The sequence below is a fragment of the Hartmannibacter diazotrophicus genome, from assembly GCF_900231165.1.
GTDB classification, from domain to species: Bacteria; Pseudomonadota; Alphaproteobacteria; order Rhizobiales; family Pleomorphomonadaceae; genus Hartmannibacter; species Hartmannibacter diazotrophicus.
On record NZ_LT960615.1, the window covers coordinates 88,499 to 111,513 of the forward strand.

At 59.5% G+C, this 23,015-nt stretch carries 23 protein-coding genes; 14 read left to right on the forward strand and 9 right to left on the reverse strand.

Annotated elements, in window-relative coordinates; genetic code table 11:
* Positions 1 to 6: 6 nt before the first annotated feature.
* The 3 genes from HDIA_RS24910 to trbB are packed head-to-tail and all read right to left on the reverse strand — an operon-like array spanning position 7 to position 1,634.
* Positions 7 to 306: a conjugal transfer protein TrbD gene (locus tag HDIA_RS24910; RefSeq protein ID WP_099559206.1), complete on the reverse strand. Its 300-nt coding sequence runs from the start codon at positions 304 to 306 to the stop codon at positions 7 to 9.
* Positions 299 to 673 carry a TrbC/VirB2 family protein gene (locus HDIA_RS24915; RefSeq protein ID WP_099559207.1) on the reverse strand — a complete coding sequence of 125 codons (375 nt, stop codon included), beginning with the start codon at positions 671 to 673 and terminating at the stop codon, positions 299 to 301. The genes HDIA_RS24910 and HDIA_RS24915 overlap by 8 nt, the downstream gene beginning before the upstream one ends.
* Complete coding sequence (trbB, locus tag HDIA_RS24920; protein WP_099559208.1) at positions 663 to 1,634, reverse strand: P-type conjugative transfer ATPase TrbB; 972 nt, start codon at positions 1,632 to 1,634, stop codon at positions 663 to 665. The genes HDIA_RS24915 and trbB overlap by 11 nt, the downstream gene beginning before the upstream one ends.
* 377 nt (positions 1,635 to 2,011) lie before the next feature.
* Here trbB and repA point away from each other — a divergent pair, with 377 nt between their 5' ends.
* From repA to HDIA_RS24975, 11 genes are all read left to right on the forward strand, one after another.
* Positions 2,012 to 3,226 (forward strand): plasmid partitioning protein RepA, encoded by a 1,215-nt coding sequence (repA, locus tag HDIA_RS24925; protein ID WP_099559243.1) that lies wholly within the window; start codon positions 2,012 to 2,014, stop codon positions 3,224 to 3,226.
* Positions 3,223 to 4,224 carry a plasmid partitioning protein RepB gene (gene repB, locus HDIA_RS24930; RefSeq protein ID WP_157775828.1) on the forward strand — a complete coding sequence of 334 codons (1,002 nt, stop codon included), beginning with the start codon at positions 3,223 to 3,225 and terminating at the stop codon, positions 4,222 to 4,224. Before repA ends, repB begins: the two co-directional genes overlap by 4 nt.
* Before the next feature lie 227 nt (positions 4,225 to 4,451).
* Positions 4,452 to 5,738 carry a plasmid replication protein RepC gene (gene repC / locus HDIA_RS24935; protein ID WP_099559210.1) on the forward strand — a complete coding sequence of 429 codons (1,287 nt, stop codon included), beginning with the start codon at positions 4,452 to 4,454 and terminating at the stop codon, positions 5,736 to 5,738.
* A 340-nt stretch (positions 5,739 to 6,078) separates the two neighbouring features.
* A complete protein-coding gene (locus tag HDIA_RS24940) occupies positions 6,079 to 6,846 on the forward strand; it encodes a GntR family transcriptional regulator (protein WP_245884341.1) in 768 nt (255 codons plus the stop codon).
* Between the two features lie 247 nt (positions 6,847 to 7,093).
* Positions 7,094 to 8,122, forward strand: coding sequence for a TRAP transporter substrate-binding protein (locus tag HDIA_RS24945; RefSeq protein ID WP_099559212.1), 1,029 nt, complete (start codon positions 7,094 to 7,096; stop codon positions 8,120 to 8,122).
* A gap of 258 nt (positions 8,123 to 8,380) precedes the next feature.
* Entirely contained in the window at positions 8,381 to 8,890 is a 510-nt protein-coding gene (locus tag HDIA_RS24950; protein WP_099559213.1) for a TRAP transporter small permease subunit, read from the forward strand.
* An 8-nt stretch (positions 8,891 to 8,898) separates the two neighbouring features.
* A complete protein-coding gene (locus tag HDIA_RS24955; RefSeq protein ID WP_099559214.1) occupies positions 8,899 to 10,206 on the forward strand; it encodes a TRAP transporter large permease in 1,308 nt (435 codons plus the stop codon).
* 19 nt (positions 10,207 to 10,225) lie between these two features.
* Positions 10,226 to 11,425, forward strand: a complete 1,200-nt coding sequence (locus HDIA_RS24960) for a mandelate racemase/muconate lactonizing enzyme family protein (RefSeq protein WP_099559215.1) — start codon at positions 10,226 to 10,228, stop codon at positions 11,423 to 11,425.
* Positions 11,426 to 11,507: 82 nt separating this feature from the next.
* A complete protein-coding gene (locus HDIA_RS24965; RefSeq protein WP_099559216.1) occupies positions 11,508 to 12,269 on the forward strand; it encodes an SDR family oxidoreductase in 762 nt (253 codons plus the stop codon).
* 136 nt (positions 12,270 to 12,405) lie between these two features.
* Positions 12,406 to 13,443, forward strand: a complete 1,038-nt coding sequence (locus HDIA_RS24970; protein WP_099559244.1) for an L-idonate 5-dehydrogenase — start codon at positions 12,406 to 12,408, stop codon at positions 13,441 to 13,443.
* Positions 13,444 to 13,514: 71 nt separating this feature from the next.
* On the forward strand, positions 13,515 to 14,501 hold the full coding sequence (locus HDIA_RS24975; protein ID WP_245884342.1) for a 2-hydroxyacid dehydrogenase: 987 nt from the start codon (positions 13,515 to 13,517) through the stop codon (positions 14,499 to 14,501).
* A 204-nt stretch (positions 14,502 to 14,705) separates the two neighbouring features.
* On the opposite strand, the gene HDIA_RS26130 is transcribed toward HDIA_RS24975, so the two are convergent.
* Together HDIA_RS26130 and HDIA_RS24980 are read right to left on the reverse strand one after the other, a co-directional pair.
* Positions 14,706 to 14,849, reverse strand: a complete 144-nt coding sequence (locus tag HDIA_RS26130; protein WP_162292712.1) for a hypothetical protein — start codon at positions 14,847 to 14,849, stop codon at positions 14,706 to 14,708.
* Between the two features lie 195 nt (positions 14,850 to 15,044).
* On the reverse strand, positions 15,045 to 15,368 hold the full coding sequence (locus HDIA_RS24980) for a hypothetical protein (protein ID WP_099559217.1): 324 nt from the start codon (positions 15,366 to 15,368) through the stop codon (positions 15,045 to 15,047).
* Between the two features lie 1,012 nt (positions 15,369 to 16,380).
* Here HDIA_RS24980 and HDIA_RS24990 point away from each other — a divergent pair.
* Together HDIA_RS24990 and HDIA_RS24995 are read left to right on the forward strand one after the other, a co-directional pair.
* Positions 16,381 to 16,629, forward strand: coding sequence for a type II toxin-antitoxin system VapB family antitoxin (locus tag HDIA_RS24990; protein ID WP_099559218.1), 249 nt, complete (start codon positions 16,381 to 16,383; stop codon positions 16,627 to 16,629).
* Positions 16,626 to 17,039, forward strand: a complete 414-nt coding sequence (locus HDIA_RS24995; RefSeq protein ID WP_099559219.1) for a type II toxin-antitoxin system VapC family toxin — start codon at positions 16,626 to 16,628, stop codon at positions 17,037 to 17,039. Before HDIA_RS24990 ends, HDIA_RS24995 begins: the two co-directional genes overlap by 4 nt.
* A 24-nt stretch (positions 17,040 to 17,063) precedes the next feature.
* Here the strand turns inward: HDIA_RS24995 and HDIA_RS25000 are convergent, their stop codons facing one another.
* From HDIA_RS25000 to HDIA_RS25010, 3 genes are read right to left on the reverse strand one after another with little or no spacing between them, the layout of a single operon-like run.
* Positions 17,064 to 18,113 carry a site-specific integrase gene (locus HDIA_RS25000; protein WP_099559220.1) on the reverse strand — a complete coding sequence of 350 codons (1,050 nt, stop codon included), beginning with the start codon at positions 18,111 to 18,113 and terminating at the stop codon, positions 17,064 to 17,066.
* Positions 18,110 to 18,499, reverse strand: a complete 390-nt coding sequence (locus HDIA_RS25005) for a type II toxin-antitoxin system VapC family toxin (protein ID WP_099559221.1) — start codon at positions 18,497 to 18,499, stop codon at positions 18,110 to 18,112. The genes HDIA_RS25000 and HDIA_RS25005 overlap by 4 nt, the downstream gene beginning before the upstream one ends.
* Positions 18,499 to 18,753, reverse strand: a complete 255-nt coding sequence (locus HDIA_RS25010; protein WP_099559222.1) for a type II toxin-antitoxin system VapB family antitoxin — start codon at positions 18,751 to 18,753, stop codon at positions 18,499 to 18,501. The genes HDIA_RS25005 and HDIA_RS25010 overlap by 1 nt, the downstream gene beginning before the upstream one ends.
* A gap of 282 nt (positions 18,754 to 19,035) precedes the next feature.
* On the opposite strand from HDIA_RS25010, the gene HDIA_RS25015 reads away from it, so the two are divergent.
* Complete coding sequence (locus HDIA_RS25015; RefSeq protein ID WP_099559223.1) at positions 19,036 to 19,875, forward strand: DUF1403 family protein; 840 nt, start codon at positions 19,036 to 19,038, stop codon at positions 19,873 to 19,875.
* Between the two features lie 33 nt (positions 19,876 to 19,908).
* Here the strand turns inward: HDIA_RS25015 and HDIA_RS25020 are convergent, their stop codons facing one another.
* Complete coding sequence (locus HDIA_RS25020; protein WP_099559224.1) at positions 19,909 to 22,884, reverse strand: Tn3 family transposase; 2,976 nt, start codon at positions 22,882 to 22,884, stop codon at positions 19,909 to 19,911.
* Positions 22,885 to 23,015: the final 131 nt, after the last annotated feature.

A 23,015-nucleotide genomic window follows, 5' to 3' on the forward strand; every position in this document is an offset into this window, starting at 1 on the left:
CGCGGATCAGGTCCTCCGCCAGGGTGAGGCCGTCGGACGGTAGCTCGGCTTGTAGCGGATATGACGCAGATAGATCTGTCGCATCATCGGGTCGGCCTTTGCCATCATCCGCAAGGCGCCGACGACGCCGATCCAGATGGCAATGCCCAAAGCCACGGAGAACCAGGTCAGCACGACGAAGACGAGAATGACGGTGGCAAGCCCTGTCAGCAGGACAAGTTCGCGGTCGGCGCCCATCAGGTGGTGTGGCCGCGACAAGGCGCGATGAATGCGAGAGGTCGCGAGGGATACGATTGGCTCAGCCATCGCGCGCCTCCCCATTCGGTAAACCGGGTGCCTGATCTGAAATGCCGATCGATGCACCGGATGCGCCGAAGAGACCGACGATCTGCGTTGCGCCAAGAAGAATGCCGGCGACGAGCACCACATACATCAGGCGCCGTGCAAAATCGTTGAGCTCGCCGCCGAAGATCAGCATACCGCCCGCGACAGCGACGGCAGCCAGCGCAATGAACCCTGCCACAGGTCCCGTGATTGACTGCTGGATTTGCTGCAGTGGCCCTTCCCATGGAAGGCCACCGCCGGAACTCGCCAGAGCCGGAGTTGCGACTACGGCAGCCAGAACCCCGAGCGGAAGGCTCGCAAAATTGCGTCGACGAAACTCAAGCTGCATGGCTGTCCTCTTCAATCTCGGAATGGTGGTGTGTTTCGTAGTGGGTGCCGTCAAAGCTGTTCACGCGCATGACATCGCGCACCCGCCTGCCCGTCGCCGTTCGCTCGATCGAGACGACGAGATCGATGGCGTCGCCAATCACCTCGCGCATTGGCTGTTGGCTGGCCTCAGCCGTCAGCTGTTCAAGCCGTCGCAGTGCCGAGTGCGCAGAGTTGGCGTGGATGGTCGTGATCCCGCCCGGATGACCAGTGTTCCAGGCCTTGAGTAATGTGAGTGCGGCACCGTCCCTCACCTCCCCGACGATGATCCGATCAGGCCGAAGCCGCATCGTGCTCTTCAGCAAACGTGCCATGTCGACGGTGTCGGTCGTATGCAGCGCGACGGTGTTCTCCGCCGCGCATTGAATCTCGGCGGTGTCTTCCAGGATCAGCAGCCGGTGCGATGGCGCCGCCGCAACGATCTCTGCGATGACGGCATTGGCCAAGGTCGTTTTGCCCGAGCCCGTCCCTCCAGAGACGACGATGTTCAGGCGATCCTCAACGGCGCGGCGGATCAGTCGGACCTGAAGCTCGGTCATCACGCCGCTCACCACATATTCGCCAAGCGGAATGAGCTTTGAAGCCCGTCGGCGGATCGTAAAGCTTGGTGCGCTCACGACAGGTGGCAGCAAGCCCTCGAACCGATGACCACCAATTGGCAGCTCACCGGAGATAATCGGCCGCTCTTCATCCGCTTCGCTCTTCAGCGCATGGGCGACGGTGCCGATGATGATCTCAGCTGCACCCGGCAGGAGGTCACCGATTGCTCCGATGCCCACCCCGAGGCGCTCGACGAATAGTCGGCCGTCCGGATTGAGCATCACCTCGACGACGCTCGCGTCATCCAGTGCCGTGCAGATGACGTCTCCGAGCGCGTCACTCAGCTTGCGCACCAAGCGGGCCTGAGACGAACTCGCCGTCATTGAGCTCGTCCGGCGGCAAATTCCGAAGGCCAGATTTGCTTGATCGATTTCTGCTGCATCTCTCTCTCCGGGCTGTTGCGGCCGAGATGCGGCTTGTGCCGGAAAGCACCGCGGTGGTCACCCCGGTCAAATTGCCGGGGTGACTGACCGGACCAATTCCCGAAGATTGTGAAAAGCCCGAAAGTCGCATTTGATAAGCGAAGTGCTTCGCGCCGTTGTCAGCTGACAAATCGCAAAAGGAGTAGGCGAATCAGTCAGATGCCAAAACGCGCGAATCGCGTTAGGACATCGTTAACTTTAAATTCCTTGACCAAGGTGGTGGACTCAGTTGAAGTTGCGGAAAAATGCCCCATCAGCTCTCTTTTGCGACTTTCACAATGATATCAAACGAAGCCGAAAAAAATAGACCTAGCGATGCGATCTCATTTGACGAGACGATATGGAGTGACTCGCAAGCGCTAGGTTCCCAGCTTCAAGTCCTGAGAGAGAGGCTGTTTCCTCCTGAAGCGAAAAAGGGACTGCGTTCCTTCTCCACTGCTGAGACGGCAAAGCTTATTGGTGTCACCGAAAGTTATATTCGGAATCTGGCGACTGACGAAGAAGGCCCGGTTCCCGAGAAGCAGAACGGCCGTCGTCGATACACGCTGGAGCAAATTCATGCGCTCCGTCACCACCTAAGCAAGGGCAAGGCAAGTTATGTTCCGGCGCGGAAGTCAAATGAACATCTGCAGGTGATCGCCGTCACGAATTTCAAAGGCGGTTCCGGAAAAACGACGACGGCAACGCATCTAGCGCAATTTCTGGCACTGCGGGGATATCGCGTGCTCGCAGTCGATCTTGATCCGCAAGCTTCCATGTCGGCGCTATTCGGCTACCAGCCTGAGTTCGATGTTGCCGACAATCAAACGCTCTATGGTGCCATCCGTTATGATGAAGAGCGGCAGCCATTGGGCGATATAGTGCGTCAAACTTACTTTGCGGGACTTGACCTCGTTCCAGGGAATTTGGAGCTGCACGAGTTCGAGCATGACACGCCGCGAATCCTCGCCGATCAGGACCGGGATACGGATGGTTTTTTCTTCATGCGCGTTGCAGCCGCATTGGAGAGCGTCGCCGATAACTACGACGTCGTGGTCATCGACTGCCCACCGCAGCTCGGATTTCTCACCATGTCGGCACTTTGCGCGTCGACGGGGGTCCTGATTACCATTCACCCTCAGATGCTCGACGTTGCGTCGATGAATCAGTTTCTGGCCATGACGTCACAGCTATTGTCGGTTGTGCGGAATGCTGGCGGCGATCTGCAATACGACTGGATGCGCTACCTCATTACCAGACATGAGCCAAACGACGGTCCACAAAACCAGATCGTCGCCTTTCTTCGAAATCTTTTTGGTGAGCGCGTCCTCACACCAATGATGGTGAAGTCTACGGCTATTTCCGACGCGGGGCTTTCCAAGCAGACTGTTTATGAAGCACCTCGAGAGTCCATGCATCGCCAGACGTACGACAGAGCTGTGGAATCGATGGATGCGGTCAACGGCGATGTCGAAAGACTCATTCTTCAAGCTTGGGGGAGGGCCTCCAAGTGAAAAAGGGTAGAGATATTCTCCAAGGGCTTGTTGCGGCCGGCAAACCGCTGCCTCCTTCAGGAGGTTCGACGCCGCAAGCGCGCCCGTCTGGCGCCGTCAAGGCGATGAGCTTGGGGCTGGACCGCCTTTCAGCAGAGGCAGCACAAGCCAAGGCCCTGAGGGAAGAATTAGCAAACCGCGAGACAACGCAAGAGCTTGACACTGGCCTTTTCAGCCCGTCTCCGATTTCCGATCGTATTCCGCTGACGGATGATCCACGGACGGAAGAACTCAGGGCCGCAATCGAGTTGAACGGCCAACAGATTCCGATTATCGCCCGCCCGCATCCGGATAAGGAAGGCCATTTCCAGATTGCCGCCGGTCATCGCAGATGGCGCGTGGCGCAGGACCTCGGGCGTCCGCTTAAGGCGATCATCAGGAAGTTGACGGATGAGGAAATGGTCATCCTTCAGGGTCAGGAAAATGGCCCGAGAGAGGACCTGACGTTTGCAGAGCGAGCAAGATTCGCATTGCAGATGGAAGCTCGTGGCTTCAATCGTGACACTCTTTCTGCCGCACTGAATGTGGACAAACCAGAGCTGTCTCGATTGCTGACCGTCGCCCAGGCCCTCAGCGAGGAGTTCATTCTTGCTATTGGTCCCGCACCAAAGGTCGGGCGCCCGAGGTGGCTGCAACTGGCCAAGGGTTTGGCGGGGCAAGGAGCTCACGACCGGCTGGCTGTGCTGATACGATCGCCGGAGTTTGCTCAGGCTGACACCGATCGCCGATTTGGGTTAGCCCTTGAGGTTGTCGGAACCGCGAATTCAGTTTCCAAAAAGCGCTTGGCGGCTCCCAAACGGATAGCCTGGATCGAAAAAAAGGGCAGTAGTACCCGGCTCGTCTCAAACGACAAGGACTTTGCCGAGTTCATTCAGAGACGACTTCCCGAGCTTTTGAAGGAATTTCAGGGCAGCTTGGAAGCCGACGCTGATGATGAGAAAAGAGGAACAAGCCACTGAAAGAAATGTGTTCCTGATGGAATTGTCACCTGACAATTCCATCGATTGAGCGCAAAATTCCACTAAGGGCAAAAAGAAAAAGGCCCCCGAAATCGCTTCCGGAAGCCCTTCTCATAGTGTGGTAGCTAGAGATTCGCACTTCCCGGAATCACAGTCAAGGCTCTTTTGAGCCGTGAGCGCCTTTTCGGCGAGCAATTTTCTATTGCCTAGCGATAGGTGAAAGAGAAATGCAGACACATGTGACAACGACGCCCTTTGGGCGGCGGCCGATGTCGATTGGCCAGATGGCAAGCCAGGTTGCCGCGAATTCGTTGCCCCAAGAGGCAACAGTGGAAAAATGGAAGGTGTTTCGGTCAATCCGCGAAGCGCGTGATCTTCTCGGTGCGACGGATCGTTCCTTGGCGATCCTGAACGCACTTTTGTCCTTCCATCCGGACAGCGAGCTCTCCAGCGAGGGCGGTCTTATTGTCTGGCCATCGAACGAGCAGCTGATGGCCAGAGCCAACGGCATGCCGGCGGCGACGTTGAGACGGCATTTGGCTGTGCTGGTCGACTGCGGACTGATCATTCGTCGCGACAGCCCGAATGGAAAGCGCTTTGCGCGAAAGGGCAGGGGAGGGGAGATCGAGCAGGCTTACGGTTTCGACCTCTCGCCGATCGTCGCGCGCGCTGCCGAGTTCGGCGAACTGGCGGACGCGGTGCGAGCCGAGAAGAAGGCATTCAAGGTCGCCAAGGAACGTCTCACGCTGCTTCGCCGTGACATCGTCAAGATGATCGACGCTGGCATTGCGGAAGGGGTGCCTGGCAATTGGGGACGGGTCAGTCAGATTTATCAGGAGACGGTTGGCCGTCTTCCGCGGACAGCGCCACGGCAGTTCATCGAGAGCCTTTGCGAGGAGCTTCAGGAACTGTGGATAGAAGTCCGCGACATTCTGGAAACATTCACAAAAGCACAAAATCCAAGCGCCAATGAGTCTCATTTTGAGCGGCACATACAGAATTCAAATCCAGACTCCATTTCTGAATCTGAAAATGGCTTTGGAAAAAAGAATGAGGCGAACAGCGAGGCTGAGGAACCCGATAACCTGCGGAGCTTGCCGAAGCGAGAACTGCCGCTGGGTATCGTGCTGGACGCTTGTCCCATCCTGAAAGATTTGGCACCGGGAAGTGGGATCCGCCAATGGCGGGACTTTCTGGCCGCAGCTGAGGTTGCCCGGCCGATGCTGGGGGTCAGCCAAAGCGCCTGGCGGGATGCCTGCCAAGCCATGGGGGAGGTTCAGGCTGCAATCGCGCTCGCCGCGATCCTGCAGCGGTCCGATCAGATCAACAGCGCCGGCGGCTATTTGCGCAGCCTCACCGAAAAAGCGAGGGATGGGCAGTTTTCGACCTGGCCGATGGTGATGGCGCTGCTGCGGGCAAAACTCGAGGCCGACAAAACGGCGGCCAGTCCTGATCGAAAGCAGCCAAAGGACAATCAGGCCGAAGAGCGACTGTATGAGGCCTCGGAAGCGTGAGTGACGTAGCGCAAAAGGTCAAACGCATGACGGTGACGCGAACTGGGCTGTTCGTCTGCATTGGCCGCGATGACAGGACCGGCTGGATGCTAAGTCGCAGCTTGCGTCATTGGAACGGCTGCCGAAGATTTCGAGCCACGCATGAGCTAGGGCAACTTTTTCATAGCTCGAGACAAAGGCGAGCGGCCGCCTTGTTCGGCTGAGGCGTCATCAAAAACAAATGCGGAATCCACACGGGGCGCGCGCCAGTTGACCTCAGCCGGCATTTTGCATTGTCGCTGCACGCTGCCCAGTGCATCTTGCGATCACAAAGACCCGGAGGCTGAAAGGGAGAAGCAAATTGCGCCGTCCACGCAGCGGGCCGAAACTCGTTGACAGCGACACTAAGGGGGCTTCCGGCCCGAAGCGCCGCAATTCGATGAATCTCTTCGAGCTTGCCTATGAACAGCTCGAAGAACTGATCGTCAATTGCCAGCTGGCCCCGGGCCGCTTCCTTGCTATTCAGGATCTCCAGGCAGCCACGGGCTTCAGCCGTACGCCGGTCCATCAGGCGGTCGGGCGCCTTGCGGCCGACACCCTCATCCATGTCCGGCCACGCCATGGCCTGCAGATCGCACCGATCGATCTTGCCCGTGAACGCATGCTGCTGCTTCTGCGCCGCGATCTGGAGCGTTTCGTCATCAAGCTGGCGGCTGAAAACGCCAGTCCGGCGCAACGAAACCAGTTGCTGCACCTGGTGCGGGTGCTGCGCGAGCGGCGCGATACGCTGACGATCGACGAGTTCAACGCCCTCGACCGGCGCATCGACCAACTGGTTCTCGCCTCCGCCAGCGAACCCTTCCTCGTCCACACGCTGCGTCCGCTGCACACAATCTTCCGCCGGATTGGCTGGATCCATCACAATTACACCAGCGCGGGCGTCAATCTTGGCGGCACGATCGACTGCCACCTCGCCGTTCTCGACGCCGTTGCAAACCGCCATGTTGAGCGCGCCGTCGCCGCATCCGATGCATTGATCGGCTTTGTGGAAGCGATCTTCGACGGTATCGAGCGTGACATCGATCCCTCCCTGCTCGACTGCAGCATCGAGCCGCTCTTTCGGTCGTGAGCCCAACCCCTTCTTTCTTTTGACCCCAAAAGAATCATATAGGCCGTTTGGCGTTAGTGCCTCCTTTCATTGGACTTTCCTCAATGCCGAGGACCCCGGATCCCCAACTCGTGGGCATCCGGAATACAAAGTGCGGGATGACCGCCTTGAGTTGTTTTTTAATTGGTGATATTTCACAAAATATTAATAACGCCCAGAAGGGCCAATCAAAGCCGAAACGGCTGAGAACGAAAGAGAGGAAACCGCCATGAATTCGCTGAAAACCCGCATTTTCGGCGCGACTGCGCTAGGTCTTGCCATGCTTTGGCCCGCAGTCGGCTCGGCTGCGGATGCAGTGACGCTGCGCTTCCAGACGCACCACAGCGCCAACTCGCTGCAGGGCAAGGCATTGCTGCGCTTTGCCGATCTCGCCAACAAGATGTCCGGCGGTTCGTTGCAAATCGAAATGCTGACGGACTCCTCGGTCGTGAAGTCTACGGAATCCTTCGAATCGGCCTCCATGGGGATCATCGACGGCGACGCCACGGGCGCGGGCTACGTCACCGGCAAGAACCCCGCCTTCCAGTTCTACGGCGACATCATGGGTGGCTATTCGACGCCCTATCAGATCCTCGGCTGGTATAAGGATGCGGGTGGCCTGGAGCTTGCCAACAAGCTCTACGAACAGTTCAACATGCACCTCATCGGTACCTTTGTCGCGACGCCTGAATCGCTTGGCTCGACGACGTCGCTCGCCGGCATCAACGACCTCAAGGGCTGGAAATTCCGCTCTCCGCCCGGCATGGAGTCTGAGATCTTTACAAAGCTCGGCGCCGCCCCGGTCGTGATGCCCTTCGGCGAAGTCTTCACGGCCATGACCACGGGCACGGTCGCTGGCGCCGATGCGTCGACGCTCGCCGTCAACAAGGGCCTCGGCCTTTATGATGTCGGCAAGTTCGCCACCTATCCCGGCTTCCACTCGATGCCGATCGAGCATGTCGCCCTCAACCTCGACAAGTGGAACTCTCTGACGGACGCGCAGAAGCAGATCCTTCAGTCCGCCGTCGACACGATCGCGATAGAAGTCGCCACTCAGTCTGAAATCAACGATCGTCAGGCCGCTGCTGAACTGACCGCCGCCGGTGTGACGTTGCAGAACTGGAGCGACGAAGACCGCCTCGCTTTCCGCAAGGTCGCCCAAGAAGTCTGGGCCGACTGGGCGACGCGCAGCCCGGAAGCCAAGGAAGCCTACGACTCCCACGTCGCCTACATGAAGTCGCTCGGGATCCTCAACTGATCGGGACCTGAAAGCCGGAGCTTGCCGGATCGGGCCAAAGAACCCGATGGAAGGGAAAAGCTGCGGCGTCAGTGTGGTGACTTTAACGGTCCGCATCGGAAGTTGCTGCGGACTTTCAATCGGAACCTCTCCGCTGCCGGCAGGAATGCACGGGGCATCCTGACCTGCCGGCGGCGGACCTTCCAGCCGCAACGGCACCGCCATTCCGGTCGCAGAATGACGTCCGCCGAACCCGCCGTTCTGAAAGATGAGGCACTCATGTCGGACCATGACGAGAAGTCCGCACGCCCGGCCTATCCCAAGGCGGCGCTGCTGGCATCCCCTCTGCTCTTGATCGTGGGGATCACGCTCTATGAAGTCGTCTCGCGCTACCTTTTCGGCTCGCCCACCATCTGGGTCAACGAAGCCGCGCTTTTTCTGTCGGCGCTCGTCTACCTCGTCGCCGGCGTCTACGTGATGGCGCTCGACGATCACCTGCGCATCTCGGTGATCTACGACGTCGTACCAAGGCCGGTCCAGCGCTTGTTTGACCTGATCACGCTCGCGGCCGCCCTTGTCTTCTGCGGCGGTGTCGCCTGGTTTGGCGCACCCTCCGCCTGGCGTTCACTCGTTACCTTCGAGCGCTTCGGTACCGCCTGGAACCCGCCCATTCCAGCCATTGTCAAGCCCTTCGTCGTCGTGGCAGCCGCGCTCATGGCTCTCTTCGCGATCGTCAACTTCATTCGCTCCGGTCGGCAGGTCGATCGCGCAGACGACCGCATCGACTGAGGGCGACCATGACCATCCTGACGATTTCCCTCATTCTGCTGTTCGGAATCTTCGCGCTGATGGCTGTCGGCGTTCCGCTGGCCTTTGCGGCCGGCTCGCTCGCCATGGTCGTCGCCTATCTGAAGTTCGGCACACCGGTCCTAGCCCTCGCCCACAAGACGGTCTACGGCCTCGCGACGGAGTACAGCTTCCTCTCAGTGCCGATGTTCATCCTGATGGCCTCGCTGCTGGAGCGCTCACGCCTGGCACGCGACCTCTATGACGCGCTGAACAGCGTCTTCGGCCGGGTGCGTGGCGGCGTCGGCTACGTCACGCTCGTCATCTCGGTCCTGCTCGCCGCCATCAGCGGCATCATCGGCGGCGAAATCGTCCTGCTCGGCCTTGTTGCCCTGCCACAGATGCTGCGCCTCAAGTACGATCGCAGCCTTGCGATCGGCATCGTCTGCGCCGGCGGCTCGCTCGGGACGATGATCCCGCCCTCGATCGTTTTGATCGTCTACGGCCTGACGGCCGACGTGTCTGTGCACCAGCTGTTCCTGGGGTCCTTCATTCCCGGCTTCCTGCTGGCTCTCTTCTATCTGGCCTTCATCGCCGTGCGCTGCTGGCTCAACCCGGCCGTCGCGCCGAAACCGGAGGCGGGCGAACAGGGTCCCTTCTCCCTGTCGGCTTTCCTGCGCGGCGTGCTGCCGACGGCCGCCCTCATCGTCACGGTGTTCGGCTGCATCTACGGCGGCATCACCTCGATCACCGAAGCGGCCAACATCGCTGTCGGCATGGCGATCCTGATCATCGCGCTGCGCGGCGAACTCAATGTCTCGATGCTTGCTCAGGCGCTGGCCCAGACGCTGCGGGCCTGCGGCATCATCCTGTGGGTCACCTTTGGCGCCGCCGTCATGGTCGGCATCTACAATCTTTCCGGCGGCCAGAAGTTCGTAACCGACCTGATCCTCGGGCTCAACATCTCGCCATCGATCACCGTCCTGCTGATGATGCTGATCTTCCTGATCCTCGGCATGTTCATGGATTGGATCGGCATCCTGCTCCTGTGCATGCCCATCTTCGTGCCGATCATTACCACCCTCGGCTACGACCCGGTGTGGTTCGGTGTCCTCTTCTCGGTGACCATGCAGGTGGCCTTCCTGTCACCGCCCTTCGGTCCGGCCGCCTTCTACCTCAAAAGCGTCGCCCCGCCCGAGATCACCCTTCCGGTCATCTACGGCTCCCTGTGGCCGTTCATGTTCATCCAGCTGGCGATGCTCGCCCTGCTGCTCGCCTTCCCCGAAATCTCGCTATTCCTGCCTCACCTTGCGCGGTGAGGCTGTCCGGAGCGTTCTGATGAAGATTACCGCGATTAAGACATATCGCTTGGAAGAATTCGCCAACGTGCTGTGGGTCCATGTCGAAACGGATGCCGGCATCACCGGTCTCGGCGAGACCTTCTATGGCGCGGGCGCCGTGGAGGCCCATATCCACGACACACTGTCGGCGCGCTTGCTCGGGCAGAATCCCCTGAACATCGAGGCTCTGCACAAGGAAATGCTGAACCTGCCGAACGCGCAGTCCTCGACTGGCGTCGAATATCGCGCGGCCTCCGCCATCGACATTGCGCTCTGGGATCTGTTCGGCAAGGTCTGCGGTCAGCCGGTCCACCAGATGCTGGGCGGGCTCTGCTTCGACAAGCTGCGCGTCTACAACACCTGCGCCGGCACGCGCTATGTCCGCACCAACAAGATCAAGCCCGTCGATACCTGGAACCTTGGAGGCGACGAGGGCCCTTACGAGGATCTCGACGCCTTCATGAACCGGGCCGGCGAGCTTGCCGAGGATCTTCTTTCCAACGGCATCACCGCCATGAAGATCTGGCCCTTCGACCCCGCCGCCATGGAGAACAAGGGGCTCTTCATCACCGCCGAGCAGATGAAGACGGCGATCCGCCCGTTCGAGTTGATCCGCGAGGCGGTCGGCGACCGGATGGAGATCATGGTCGAGTTCCACAGCCTGTGGAACCTGCCGACGGCCAAGAAGATCGCCCGCGCGTTGGAGCCCTTCCAGCCGACCTGGTACGAAGATTCCATCCGCATGAACTCACCCCAGGCGCTGGCCGAATATGCGGCCTCGACGGACGTCTGGACCTGCGCGTCGGAAACGCTCGGCTCGCGCTACGCCTACAAGGAATTCCTCGACCGCGACGCGACCCACGTGGTGATGGCCGATCTCTGCTGGACCGGCGGCCTCACCGAGGGACGCAAGATCGCGGCGATGGCCGAAACCTATCATCGCCCCTTCGCGCCGCATGACTGCATCGGCCCGGTTGGCTTCGCAGCCGCGATCCATATGTCCTTCTCCCAGCCCAATACGCTGATCCAGGAGAGCGTTCGCGCCTTCTATCGCGGCTGGTACAAGGAACTGGTCACGGCTGTGCCGAAGATCGAGAACGGCTATGTCTATCCGATGGAAGGCCTCGGCCTCGGCGTCGAGCTGCTGCCCGCGGTCTTCGACCGGCCGGACCTTTCCGGCCGGACCTCCGCACTCTGAGTTTGGGCAGAGCCACTGCGGCCAGGGACAGTAAGCTCATCCCTGCAAAGAGCGGCTATTTCAACACAACGGATGTTTTTGAATGACACTCTTTGATCTTTCCGGTCGGACCGCCCTCGTCACTGGGTCGTCCCGCGGCCTTGGGCTCGCGATCGCAACCGGACTCGCCGAGGCCGGGGCTTCGCTGGTCCTCAATGGCGTCGATGCTGCGCGCTTGGAGGCCAGAGCCGAGACCCTGCGCGCCAAGGGATATTCGGTGCGCACGGCGGCCTTCAACGTCGCCGACGAGGCTGCCGTCGTTGCCGCTTTCGAAGCGTTCGATATGGACGACGTTGCAGTCGACATTCTCGTCAACAATGCGGGCATCCAGCTGCGCAAACCGATCGTCGAACTCTCCACCGCCGAATGGCAGAAGGTGATCGACACCAACCTGACGAGTGCTTTCGTCGTCGGCCGCGAGGCGGCCAAGCGGATGATCCCGCGCAAATCCGGCAAGATCGTCAACATCGGCTCGCTGACGAGCGAACTCGCCCGCGCAACCGTCGCGCCCTATACGGTCGCCAAGGGCGGCATCAAGCTGCTGACGAAGTCGATGACGGCCGAATGGGCAGAGCACGGCATCCAGGTCAACGCAATCGGCCCCGGCTACATGATCACCGACATGAACGAAGCGCTAATCAACAATCCGCAGTTCGACGCCTGGGTGAAGGGGCGCACGCCCGCCCGCCGCTGGGGCAAGCCCGAAGAGCTGGTCGGCACAGCCGTCTACCTCTCGTCGGCCGCCTCCAACTTTGTCAGCGGCCAGATCATCTACGTCGACGGCGGCATGATTTCAGTTCTGTAGATCTCCTTCCGATCGCGTGGACGAGCCTGATCGATGAGAAATCGACATCAATTCAATGCTTTGAGCGTATTCCTTTCGCTCAATTTCGATCAAATTGAGCGCCATACGCTCTGGAGCAAAAATGGAGTTCGCCGCCATGCGCGCGATAGTTGCCCACCAGCCCCATGACCTGCGCATCGAGGAGTGGCCCGACGCCGCCGCTCCCGGACCCGGCGAAGTCCGGGTCCGTGTCGCGCGTGGCGGCATCTGCGGATCGGACCTTCACTATTATCACCACGCCGGCTTCGGCACGGTCCGGCTGAAGGAACCGATGATCCTCGGCCACGAGGTGGCGGGCCGCGTCATGGACGTTGGGGTGGGCGTTTCGGACTTTGCCGCCGACGATCCCGTCGCGATCAATCCCGGCATGCCCTGCAACGACTGCCACTTCTGCCGCAAGGGTCAGCGCAACCAGTGTCTTGACATGAGCTTCTTCGGCAGCGCCATGCGCTTTCCGCACATGCAGGGGCTCTTCCGCGACGAGGTGACCGTTCCGGCGGAGCAGCTTTACAAGGTGCCGCAATGCCTCGACCTCGGTCTTGCAGCCTGCGCCGAACCTTTCGCGGTCTGCCTGCATGCGGTTGCGAGCGCCGGAAGCTTGCTTGGCGCAAAAGTGCTCGTTTCGGGCTGCGGGCCGATTGGAAATCTCGTCCTCGCGGCGGCGCGCCACGCCGGCGCTCGGGAAATTGTCGCGGTCGACATCGCCGATGCGGCGCTTACTGTTGCCGGAAAGCTTGGCGCCGACTCGACGATCAACCTCACCAAAACTCCGGATGGACTCGCCCCCTTCGCGGACCGCAAGGGGCTCTTCGACGCGGTCTTCGAATGTTCCGGCGCGCCGAAGGCGCTTGCGGCTGCGCTGGACGTTGTGCGTCCGGGCGGAGCGCTCGTGACAGTTGGTCTTGGCGGCGACATCTCCTTGCCCTTGAATCTCGTTGTGACGAAGGAAATCCTGATGCGCGGCAGTTTCCGTTTTGATGCGGAATTTGGCCTCGCGGTTCATCTGATCGCCACGGGGGCCGTTGATCTCACGCCACTCATTTCGGCGACGATGCCGGCGGCCGACGCCGACGCGGCCTTTCGCCTTGCATCCGATCGCAGCCAGTCGATGAAAGTCCAACTGGCCTTCGCCTGACCCTATTTTTCTGTTCGAACATCCCGCCTTTCGAAGGCCGTACTTTCCTGGCGGCAGGATGCTCACGACCAATGGTGCGCCTTATGAAAATCGTCTTCCACGGTCAGAATGCCTGCAGCTTTGTTCCCGGTTTCCGCGAGTTGCTGGATGCGCCACATGAAGTTGTCGAATTGCCGGACGCACTGGAGGCAAGCAAACACCGCGCGGCCTACGCGGCGGCCGACGTCATCATCGGCGTTCAGCTTTCGGTCGGATTGCCGGTTCCACCCGCACTGAAGCTCTATCAATTGCCGGGCGCCGGCTATGACGGGATCGATCTCGGCCTGATTCCTGATGGAGCAATGCTCTGCAACTGCTTCGGCCACGAAGCCGCGATTGCGGAATATGTGATGGCGGCGCTGCTTGCCCGGCACGTTCCGCTCGTCGATGCCGACAGGCGCCTACGCCAAGGCGACTGGACCTATCGTTCCGGCGGCGCCACGAACCATCACACCGAACTCGGGTCGCAGTCCATCGGCCTCATCGGCTTCGGCCATATCGGCAAGGCGATCGCGGCGAGGGCTAGGGCTTTCGGAATGGAGGTCATCGTCGCCAACCGGTCGACCCCGCCGGCATCGGCGCTGTATGACCGTGCCTATCCGCTCACCGAATTCGGTGCCTTCATGGGCGCGGCCGACATCATCGTGAACACCCTGCCGTTCAATGATCAGACGGCAGGTCTGGTCGGTGAGAAAGAACTTGCCGCCATGCGGCCACAGTGCGTGATTCTCAATGTCGGGCGCGGACCGGTGATCGATGAAAAGGCGCTCTACGAGGCCCTTGCCGAGAACCGTATCGGCGGTGCCATTATCGACACGTGGTACGTCTATCCCGACGCCGCCAGCCCCAATTCCTTGCCGTCGTCCTTTCCGTTTCATGAGCTGACGAATGTCGTTATGACGCCGCATATGTCCGGCTGGACGCACGGCACGGTGAACCGTCGCCGTCACACGATGGCCGACAACATCAACCGTCTCAACGCAGGCAAGACACTGCTAAATCCGATCGCACAGCAATGATGCGACAGTGTTGGGCGTGCCGAACCCAATAGGATCAATTCTCAGAGGATTTGGTCATTTCGAGATGCGTCGCTGCGGGTTGGCGTTAGCTGGCGATTGTCGGACGGACGGTCTCGACTCGAAACATTCGGCATTTTCGACTGCTTGTGGTTCTAATCCTTTTTACCTTGGAGATTATGCTAGGAATTCTGGAGCCGATTCTCTTTAATCGGCGTCATATCCGGCACGGGCAAAGAGGTTCTGGAATTCGTTTGACACGAAGATGTCTTGTGCGACGGCGCCCCAGAGATCGGGAATGGAGCGGGCCGCCTTCTTTCTGAGGGACGCCTCGATCTTGGCGAAGGCCATCTCGATCGGGTCGAAATTGGACGAGTAGGGCGGCAGGTAGCGCAGCTTTGCACCGGCCGTTTCGATCGCCTAGTGAACGCCGGTGACCTTATGGCCCGGAAGATTGTCCATGTGTCGCTTGGCGCCTAATTGTAAGAATGCGCTGATTGCGTTCAGTTTTGCCATATAGTTGTGAGAATCTTTGCTGCAAGATTCTCAAATTATGTGCATCTGCGAAGAAGCACACGACCCGCGAGCTCGTTCAATCATGTCCTGAGGGGCATCGGTGAACCGGACCTTGTTGTCGGCCATCATGTGCCCGCGCAGCATTCTGAGTATCTCCGGTCCGGCACGTTCGACAATGGCAACACCGGCCAGCAGAGCCGGCCGCAGTTGAAGCGGTAAGATCGGCTTTGCCGTTGTGGGCAGATTTTCCTGATGCTCGGCAACGACATGGTCGAAATCGGGGATGATTGCGCCCAGAACTCTGAATCGCCAAAGGTCCTTTTCACGCGGCGGTGGCCACGTCATCCGGCGCATCAGTCGAAGTCGGGCAATTTCCGATTGCGGAGACCTGGTTCCGATGCCACGTTCGGCTTCAGCATCGAGCAGTCTTTCACCATGAACGGCCGCATCATGATGTTGCCGGAAAGGGGAGGGGAGTTCACCACCGCCGGCATCCCGGAGCTGGCTTCCACACAGAGGGCACGTAATACGCCATCCCAGGAGCTGGCTTCTCAGGATTGGCGCCTGTTCCGTATGTCCCGGGCTGCAGCTCGTGCAGATCTGTGTTCGCCGCGTCGCCTGGCACGCTTCTGGAGGTCTATGTCCTCAAGACGAGCGACGATTGTTCTCCGATGCGGCGGCTTCAGCCCTGCCGACATGCAGTTCGTTTGCACGTCCCGGACCAGCTGCGAGACCGTGGGTCGGCTCTGCTTCAGATAGAACGCGTTGATGGTCGTCCGGACGATTTCTTCGCGCTTCTCGTCCAGGATGCGATGACCCTGCGGGCGTCAGCGTTTGCGATCCACCAGAGACAGAACGGTCCCGCCGGTGCGAAACAGCTTGATCTGGCGGTAGGCCGTCGCTTTGCTGACAACCCATCTCGACGGCGAGTTCCGCAACGTTTCCGACTGTTGTGCGGCCGGGGTGGCGCCTCAGGAAGCCGCGGATCGCATCCGCGCGCCGGCACGCTTCATCCCAAAGTGCCTCGTCAATCTCGTCGGGGAAGGGGGCAGTCATCGCAGGCTCGCGAGAAAAAAGATCGCGAGCGCTAATCTCACATAAAGTGACAAAAGCCAATGTGCGCTATCAAATTAACTGTTCATTCTCAAATTAAGTGCACCAGCAACATTCTGAAATCGTTGAGGTCGGTTTCGCAGAATTAAATGGAAAACGACAGCTCGTTGGGAGAAACGGAAGCCTCGCGCCTAATTCCGAAGCATGTCCCGATGCGGAGACATAGATAATCGGCTTGAGGTGGCTTGCTAGCATAAGCCATCTTGATGGCAGGTCTCGGCGTCGCTATGTATAGGCGGAAAGGAGATTGGATATGGCTGAACCCCAACTTTCTGTTCGAAGCTCAAAGGCGCGGGATCTGGCCCACCGTCTTGCTCGCAGAGAAAATCGTTCAATTGCCGATGTCGTGGAGCGCGCCCTGGAGTGGTACGAAGTGAGAGAGGCAGGTCGTGAGCCGGCAGCTGCATTCTACGCACGGCTTGTGACGCAGTCTGGGACAGATATCGATTTGGAGGCGGTCATCCAAGAGAACCGCAATCCGCATCGTGGAATTGACCTTTGATTTTCCTCGACACCAATGTTGTTTCGGAGACGCTTAAGAAGGCACCGAACGAGGCCGTCGTTGCGTGGCTGGTCCGGTACGACTCCGAAATTGCGCTCCCAACGGTCTCGATAGCCGAGATTGCGTTTGGTATCCAGAAGATCAGACCGGATCAACGTGCAGATCGGTTGGCACAAGGACTGCTGGATTGGCGCCGCCGTTTCTCCGACCGTATATTCGGGTTGACTGAAGAGGCCGCGTTGGCCTACGGCGAAATCATGGGCAATGCGTCTCGTCAAGGACGAGTAATGTCGGCGCCGGACGGCATGATCGCAGCCATCGCACACTTGAATGGCGGCCGCCTGGCAACGCGAAATTTGGCAGATTTCGAGACGACGGGTCTGGAACTGATATCGCCGTGGGACTTTTGACGTCGAGCAAGGGAGGGGGTATTTCTATAGCCCCGCCGCTTTGGTCAGGTTGACCCTGAACCTGTCCCGTCTTCGCTGATATAGGCGCGTCATTTCAGTCGAAGCGTGGCCGAGCTGCTTTTGCACGTAGCGTTCGTCGACCTCGGCCGAGGAGGCGAAGCCGGCGCGCAGTGAATGACCGGCAAACAGTTTGACCCGCTCTGCTTCAGGCAGGTCACCGCGAATTCCGGAGGCCAAAATGGCCTTTTTGACGAGGCGGGCGACCTCCTGATCCTTGAGCCGGTCCGGGCCGACGGTTTTGCCCTGACCGGTGACCCTCCGGAACAAAGGCCCGTGAACGAGTTTTGCGAACTTGATCCAGGTCTCAATGGCGGCAACGGGACAGGTGACGTCGGAGGAACCGCGGCCGATTTCGACCTCGCGCCAGCCGGTCTTGCCACGCAAGGTGACGAGAAGACCCTTTTGCAAAATCTCGATCCAGCCACGGCCGTCGTCTGTTTGATCGCGGCCAAGGTCGAGGCCAGTGATTTCAGAGCGACGCAGGCCGCCGGCAAAGCCGAAGAGCAGCATCGCCCGGTCGCGCAGGCCGCGAAGCGTGCCGCGATCAAGCGTTTCCAGCATGGCGATCAGCTCTTCCGGAAGAATGGCCTCTTTCTGGCGCGGTGGGGCAGCATGCGTGTTACGGATACCTGCGAGCACCGTGGCGATGGCACGGTCTTTTCGGTCGAGCGGAAGCCCTCGTTGGGCATAGTTCCACGCAATCGCGGAAAGGCGCCGCTCGATGGTCGCAACCGTGCTCGGTCCTTTGGCGCCTGTTGCCGTGCCGGAAGCGAGCGCGGTGATGTAAAGACCGACGACGTGCGGATCCGGCGGAAGGGGATCCATGTTAGCGCGTCGGCACCAGGCACAGAACTGTTTCCAGTCGGCAGCATAGGCGCGGCGGGTGTTTTGGGAGCTTGCGGCCTCGACGTAGGTGCGGGCGCGGTCGGTGAGATCCTGCAGATGTGGCGGCAGGGGAGGGGACTCTACATTCGATGGCAGACCTTCGTGTCGAGCAGTATCTTCCTTCATCATGATACCGCCTGGATATCTGTCTGTTTGAAGTCGTTGCCCTTGAAAAGGAGGGGCTCGCCGGACAGGCTCGAAAGAGCGTAGGAAAAGCAGTCTCCATAATTCAGGCTCGCCGGATGACGGCCCTTTCCGTAGCGGCGCCATGCTCGCCGCGCCTGGTCGGCGTGTTCATGGTTTACCGCAACGACCTCTACCTCGGCCTTATGCAGCCAAAGATCGAATTCCGCACCCCCCGCTTCACCAAACCGGCCCTCGATGACCATCGAAGCTTCCAGCAGCGTTGCCGCCGAAATCAAGCGTATCGGGTCGGCAGCGATGCGTTCGCGATATGTCATCGCATCCGGCTCATTGAAGAAAATTGCAACAATTGCCGATGTGTCGATTACCATCAGATCGGAATTCCGTTTTCGTCGTAGCCGATAATGTCATCGGCGCTGCGATCGTCGAGCACCGGCAGGACGCTCAGGCGACGTTGCATGGCCTCCATGTCCTCGATCAGAGCAGCCTTTTTCGCATCCAACCCGATACGCCTGAGGCGCTCCTCGAGAGCGCGCCGTGTCGCAACCGTGATGGTTTCGCCGGTCCGCACCGCCAGCGCGCGTGCGAGTTTTTCAGTTTCGGGATCTTTGATGCTGAGGGCCATGATTTCCACCAAGGTTCCTAAATGTCTATAATCTACCTAGTCATCTGAAAATTGCAAGGGATAGCAACAGTCTTCCCATTCTGGCGCGGCAACCAAGATGTGTGGAGCCGACGCTGCGTCTCATCATTTTGGGGTGTTTCGTCGCTGTTTTCGGCCATGGTCTCTATAAAGACAAAAAGAACGATAATGCAACATTATCAATCTTTTTTGAGCACCAACAGGCTGTGCGGTTTCTTTGGAGTTTTATCGCCTTAAGCGCTCACATACTGTAACGTCTTTGGGATGGATTCGCGTGCCCCCGCCCCCATTTTGACGTCCGCCGAACCGGCCCTGCTGCCGGGTTGGTTGCTGCCGCGCGGCAAAAATCTCTCGCACACAGATGCCGCCTTTGCCGCCGGCATTGCCCTGAAATCCCTCGATGATCTTGTGCGGTCCGACCCTGCATGGGCGGGCTGCTGGCGGTCGCGCCAGGCGCTTGCATGTGCTGTCGGCGCCGCTCGTTTTTTGGGCCGGCGCGAGGACGAAGCCGCCATCCGCGACGCCGTGCTGCTCACCGCGCCCGGCGACGATCCCGGCCCCGCTGGAAACGCCTTTTGGGCGTTCAAAAAACTCGGCACGCGAAAGCCGGCCGTTTCGACAAGAGTGGTCAAAGAACTCGCCGATCTTTTGAACGTTTGGTGGTGCGACGATCTGGCCGCCGTGGCGGACCATGCCGACGTGACGCTGCAATCCGGCAGCGCCGCACCTTTTGCCGTGGCGGCGTTTGTTTCGGCGGTTCTTGCCACGCGGTCGGACGAGGAACCGCTCGCCTGGGCGCTTGCTGACGCGCTGATCGCGATCCGGCTGAACTGGGAGCAGCCCGTGCCATTGCTGATGGCGGAGCGCTATGGTCCGGCGTTCCGAACACCGGAGCGCAGGGGGCGGGGGCGTCCCGGCGACCCGGAGTTTGGACGGTCGGTCTGTCTGGCGATCGTCCACGGAACGGATCGCGCACTCCGGTCAGCCCGCGCGATGGCCCGCGGCGCAGATTTGCTTTTGACGGTCGCGCCGAAAGTGCGCACCAAGGGGGCGGACGTCGTGATCAAAGCGCTGCTAGACGGGGGCAGAACAAGATTTGCCTAAAATCCTGCGCTAAGCTCGAACGGATTGTGAACATCATGCAGCCCGGAGGATATTTCCGGGGAGCCGCAACGTCCTGAAGCCTTCAGGTATTTGTTGTTCCGTGTCCCAGGAATAAATGCCGGTCAGATTGATATGCTCCCAACTGAGCGGTGAGATGTGCTTCAGCACGTCATCTGGAATATTCCGGCCCTGCTGGCGCAGATGAGCTACTGCCCGGCTGAGATAGACGGTATTCCAGTGCACGATGGCACTGACGACCAGGTTGAGCCCGGAGGCCCGGAATGCCTGGCTGTCATAAGAGTGGTCACGGATTTCACCGCGTTCGTGTAAGAAGACGGCACGCTTGAGTTTATGGGCGGCCTCACCCTTGTTGAGACCGGCCTGACACCGCCGGCGCAGCGCTTGGCTCGAATACCATTCGATCATGAACAGGGTCCGCTCGATGCGGCCGATCTCACGGAGGGCCTTGGCCAGGTCATTGGCTTTCGACGAGGTTGCATACATCTTGAGTATGGTTGACGGCGCGACAGCTCGCGTGGTGACCGACGCGCCCAGGCGCAGGAGATCGTCCCAATTCTCCAGAATGAGCGTGGTGTTGATCGGAGTGCCAATATGATTGGCCAACGCCGGATAGGCATCGGCCTTCTCGAAGGTATGGAATTTCCGGTCCTTGATGTTGCGCAGCCGGGGTGCGAAGCGTTTGCCGACAAAAGGGAACAGCCCAAAGACCTGATCGCTGGCGCCGCCGGTATCGGTGAACAGTTCTTCGATTTCGAGGATAGTTTCATGATCGAACAATCCGTCCAGCACATAGACGGCCTCGCTCTCGGTGGGGCTGATCGGCAGGATGCTGAAGTAGCCATACTGATCTGAAAGTCCACTGTAGAATTTCGTGCCCGGTTCGCTTCCGTAGTGCAGGTTGATGTCGCCGCGCTTTGCGGCCCGGTCGCTAGCCCGGAAGAACTGCCCATCGGAAGACGCAGTCGTGCCGTCACCCCAGAGACGCGAATGCGGATGAAGCGTATGTGCGTCGGTCACGCAGGCTTGCGCCGCGCGATAAGTTTCGGACCGGGCATGGAAGGAGCGCATCCAGCCGATCTGGTGGGCGCTGATCCCTTTTGAAGCTCCGGCCATGCGTTTCGGTCCGAGATTCGTCCCGTCCGCGAGAACGCCGGCTAACATCGCCGATAGGTTCTGAGGAACGTCACCCGTTCGAACATGGGTGAACTGGTCGGCAAAGCCGGTCCATTCATGCACTTCCCGGAGCAGGTCAGGAATTTCCACAAGCGGATACATTTCGGAGATTTCTGCGTTCAGATCTTCAGCCGCAGCGGGAACATCCCTGGAATGCGGCGTCACGATCAAGGTTCCCGCCTCGAGCCTTACGCCTTCGAGCTTTCCATTGCGGGCACGATACGCCAGCCGTTTGAGGTTGAAGTCCATCATTTGCTGGACCTCGGCCAGCCACGCCTCGCCGTCTCTCTGCACACCGAGACCCAGTTTGTCTTCCTCCTTGAGAGCGACAAAAGTGGACTTTGACATCAGATGTTCATCGATCGGCCGGAAGGCCCGGCTGCCTTCGACCCAGACATCGCGGGATCTGAGCCGATCACGCAATTGAGCGAGCGTCGCAATCTCATAAAGCCGGGGATCCGGCTTTCCTCTCTCGAAGATCAGCTTCCTGTCCGACTTTGAAAGATGGGCAACCGGGACGCGGTCAGGAAGAACGCGCCTGCCTTCGGCATAAAGCGATCGCAGTGTTGCTATCGCGGCCAGCAGTGGATCGTGACGGCGGCGGGACTGGAAAGAAAAAGTCTGGAGGAAAGTAGCCGCATATTTGCGAAGGTTACCGTATTGCTCGGCCGCCAGCGCTAACGAGGAAGCGCTGTTGCTTTCGACGATGGATTCGAGGCCTGGCTTGATTTGCAGTAGCCGGTACCAGCCGACTTGCCGGTTCAATGTGTCGATCGCATCTTCACCGGTATCGTTGGCTGTCTGCAAGGCCACGATCGTGTCGAGAAACAGGCGCAATGCTTTCGACGTTTCGGCGCGTGTGTTTATATGGCGTTGCTTTTTGCGATTGTTGGCCTTGGAGAACAAACGGCCGATCAATTTGATGAACATGGTCATCGCTTCGTCGGTGAGTTTCTGGCCAAGCTTGATGACCTGCACCACAAGCATCGCGCGCCGGCGACTGGCGGTAAAGTCATTGGCAAGCCAGGCCGGCGTGGCATCTCCTTCACGAACCATCTGGTCCCAACGTCCGGACGGAATACGAGCCTGCAATTGGGGATCGATCCCGAGCGAGCGCAGATACGCGATGCGCTCTGTCAATCCGACCAGGTTCATCACACCCGGGGTGTCCGGAGCTGACTTCAACCAGTGAAGGCGGGTCTGGCCGATCGCCGGATCGACGGTCAGGAGAGCGTCGAGTGTCTCCAGTGTTTCCGGTGTTAGGTCCGAGATCAGGGCGGCTTCAGCACGGCGTCGCGCGATGGTTCGAGCCAGCAATCCCATACGTTCAATGACATTCGCGACAGGCAACAACACGCGACGTTCGCGAAACGTCGTAATTGTGGCGTTCGCGATCGGAAAGCCTTTGTCGGTCGCTGACGCCGCCTGTATCGCGGACAGCAGTGCCGCGCGACGGTCTTGGGCTGTTGCGCTCCGCATTCCAAGATAAACGAGCAGGTGAGCGATGTGATTGCTGCGCGTTTCCTCCCGGCGAGCATATCGTGCAAATGAAGCAGGGTCGGCTCCAACCTGTTCGGCAAGATAGTTGAGCACTGCCGATGGCGGGACCTCGTTGACCGAAAGTACCCGGCCAAGATGGCGCATCACGCAAAGCTGTATCGCGAAACCGAGCCGGTTGTGTTCTCTCCTGCGAAGCTCGACTTCAAGCCGGTCGGCTGGTGACAGGGAATAATGATGGATCAGGCTGTCTTCGTCGGTCGGGATGTCGAATAATTCCTGCCGCTCCTGAATCTTGAGAAGCATCCGCCGGGCCATCTTTCACTCCATACTATAAACGCCAATGGCCTACGTCTGTGTCCGAAAACGTCCGATTGCGTACAGGTCTAAAACACCCTGTCCACAAATTACCTTGACAGAGTTTCGGACAGGCAAATAATTTGAACAGC

Excerpts from the sequence above, each read along its gene's own strand:
- HDIA_RS24910 (WP_099559206.1), bottom strand. The coding sequence starts at position 306 with ATGGCTGAGCCAATCGTATCCCTCGCGACCTCTCGCATTCATCGCGCC.
- HDIA_RS24915 (WP_099559207.1), bottom strand. The coding sequence starts at position 673 with ATGCAGCTTGAGTTTCGTCGACGCAATTTTGCGAGCCTTCCGCTCGGG.
- trbB (WP_099559208.1), bottom strand. The coding sequence starts at position 1,634 with ATGACGGCGAGTTCGTCTCAGGCCCGCTTGGTGCGCAAGCTGAGTGAC.
- repA (WP_099559243.1), top strand. The coding sequence starts at position 2,012 with ATGATATCAAACGAAGCCGAAAAAAATAGACCTAGCGATGCGATCTCA.
- repC (WP_099559210.1), top strand. The coding sequence starts at position 4,452 with ATGCAGACACATGTGACAACGACGCCCTTTGGGCGGCGGCCGATGTCG.
- HDIA_RS24945 (WP_099559212.1), top strand. The coding sequence starts at position 7,094 with ATGAATTCGCTGAAAACCCGCATTTTCGGCGCGACTGCGCTAGGTCTT.
- HDIA_RS24950 (WP_099559213.1), top strand. The coding sequence starts at position 8,381 with ATGTCGGACCATGACGAGAAGTCCGCACGCCCGGCCTATCCCAAGGCG.
- HDIA_RS24955 (WP_099559214.1), top strand. The coding sequence starts at position 8,899 with ATGACCATCCTGACGATTTCCCTCATTCTGCTGTTCGGAATCTTCGCG.
- HDIA_RS24960 (WP_099559215.1), top strand. The coding sequence starts at position 10,226 with ATGAAGATTACCGCGATTAAGACATATCGCTTGGAAGAATTCGCCAAC.
- HDIA_RS24965 (WP_099559216.1), top strand. The coding sequence starts at position 11,508 with ATGACACTCTTTGATCTTTCCGGTCGGACCGCCCTCGTCACTGGGTCG.
- HDIA_RS24970 (WP_099559244.1), top strand. The coding sequence starts at position 12,406 with ATGCGCGCGATAGTTGCCCACCAGCCCCATGACCTGCGCATCGAGGAG.
- HDIA_RS24975 (WP_245884342.1), top strand. The coding sequence starts at position 13,515 with ATGGTGCGCCTTATGAAAATCGTCTTCCACGGTCAGAATGCCTGCAGC.
- HDIA_RS26130 (WP_162292712.1), bottom strand. The coding sequence starts at position 14,849 with ATGGCCTTCGCCAAGATCGAGGCGTCCCTCAGAAAGAAGGCGGCCCGC.
- HDIA_RS24980 (WP_099559217.1), bottom strand. The coding sequence starts at position 15,368 with ATGCGCCGGATGACGTGGCCACCGCCGCGTGAAAAGGACCTTTGGCGA.
- HDIA_RS24990 (WP_099559218.1), top strand. The coding sequence starts at position 16,381 with ATGGCTGAACCCCAACTTTCTGTTCGAAGCTCAAAGGCGCGGGATCTG.
- HDIA_RS25000 (WP_099559220.1), bottom strand. The coding sequence starts at position 18,113 with ATGATGAAGGAAGATACTGCTCGACACGAAGGTCTGCCATCGAATGTA.
- HDIA_RS25005 (WP_099559221.1), bottom strand. The coding sequence starts at position 18,499 with ATGGTAATCGACACATCGGCAATTGTTGCAATTTTCTTCAATGAGCCG.
- HDIA_RS25010 (WP_099559222.1), bottom strand. The coding sequence starts at position 18,753 with ATGGCCCTCAGCATCAAAGATCCCGAAACTGAAAAACTCGCACGCGCG.
- HDIA_RS25015 (WP_099559223.1), top strand. The coding sequence starts at position 19,036 with ATGGATTCGCGTGCCCCCGCCCCCATTTTGACGTCCGCCGAACCGGCC.
- HDIA_RS25020 (WP_099559224.1), bottom strand. The coding sequence starts at position 22,884 with ATGGCCCGGCGGATGCTTCTCAAGATTCAGGAGCGGCAGGAATTATTC.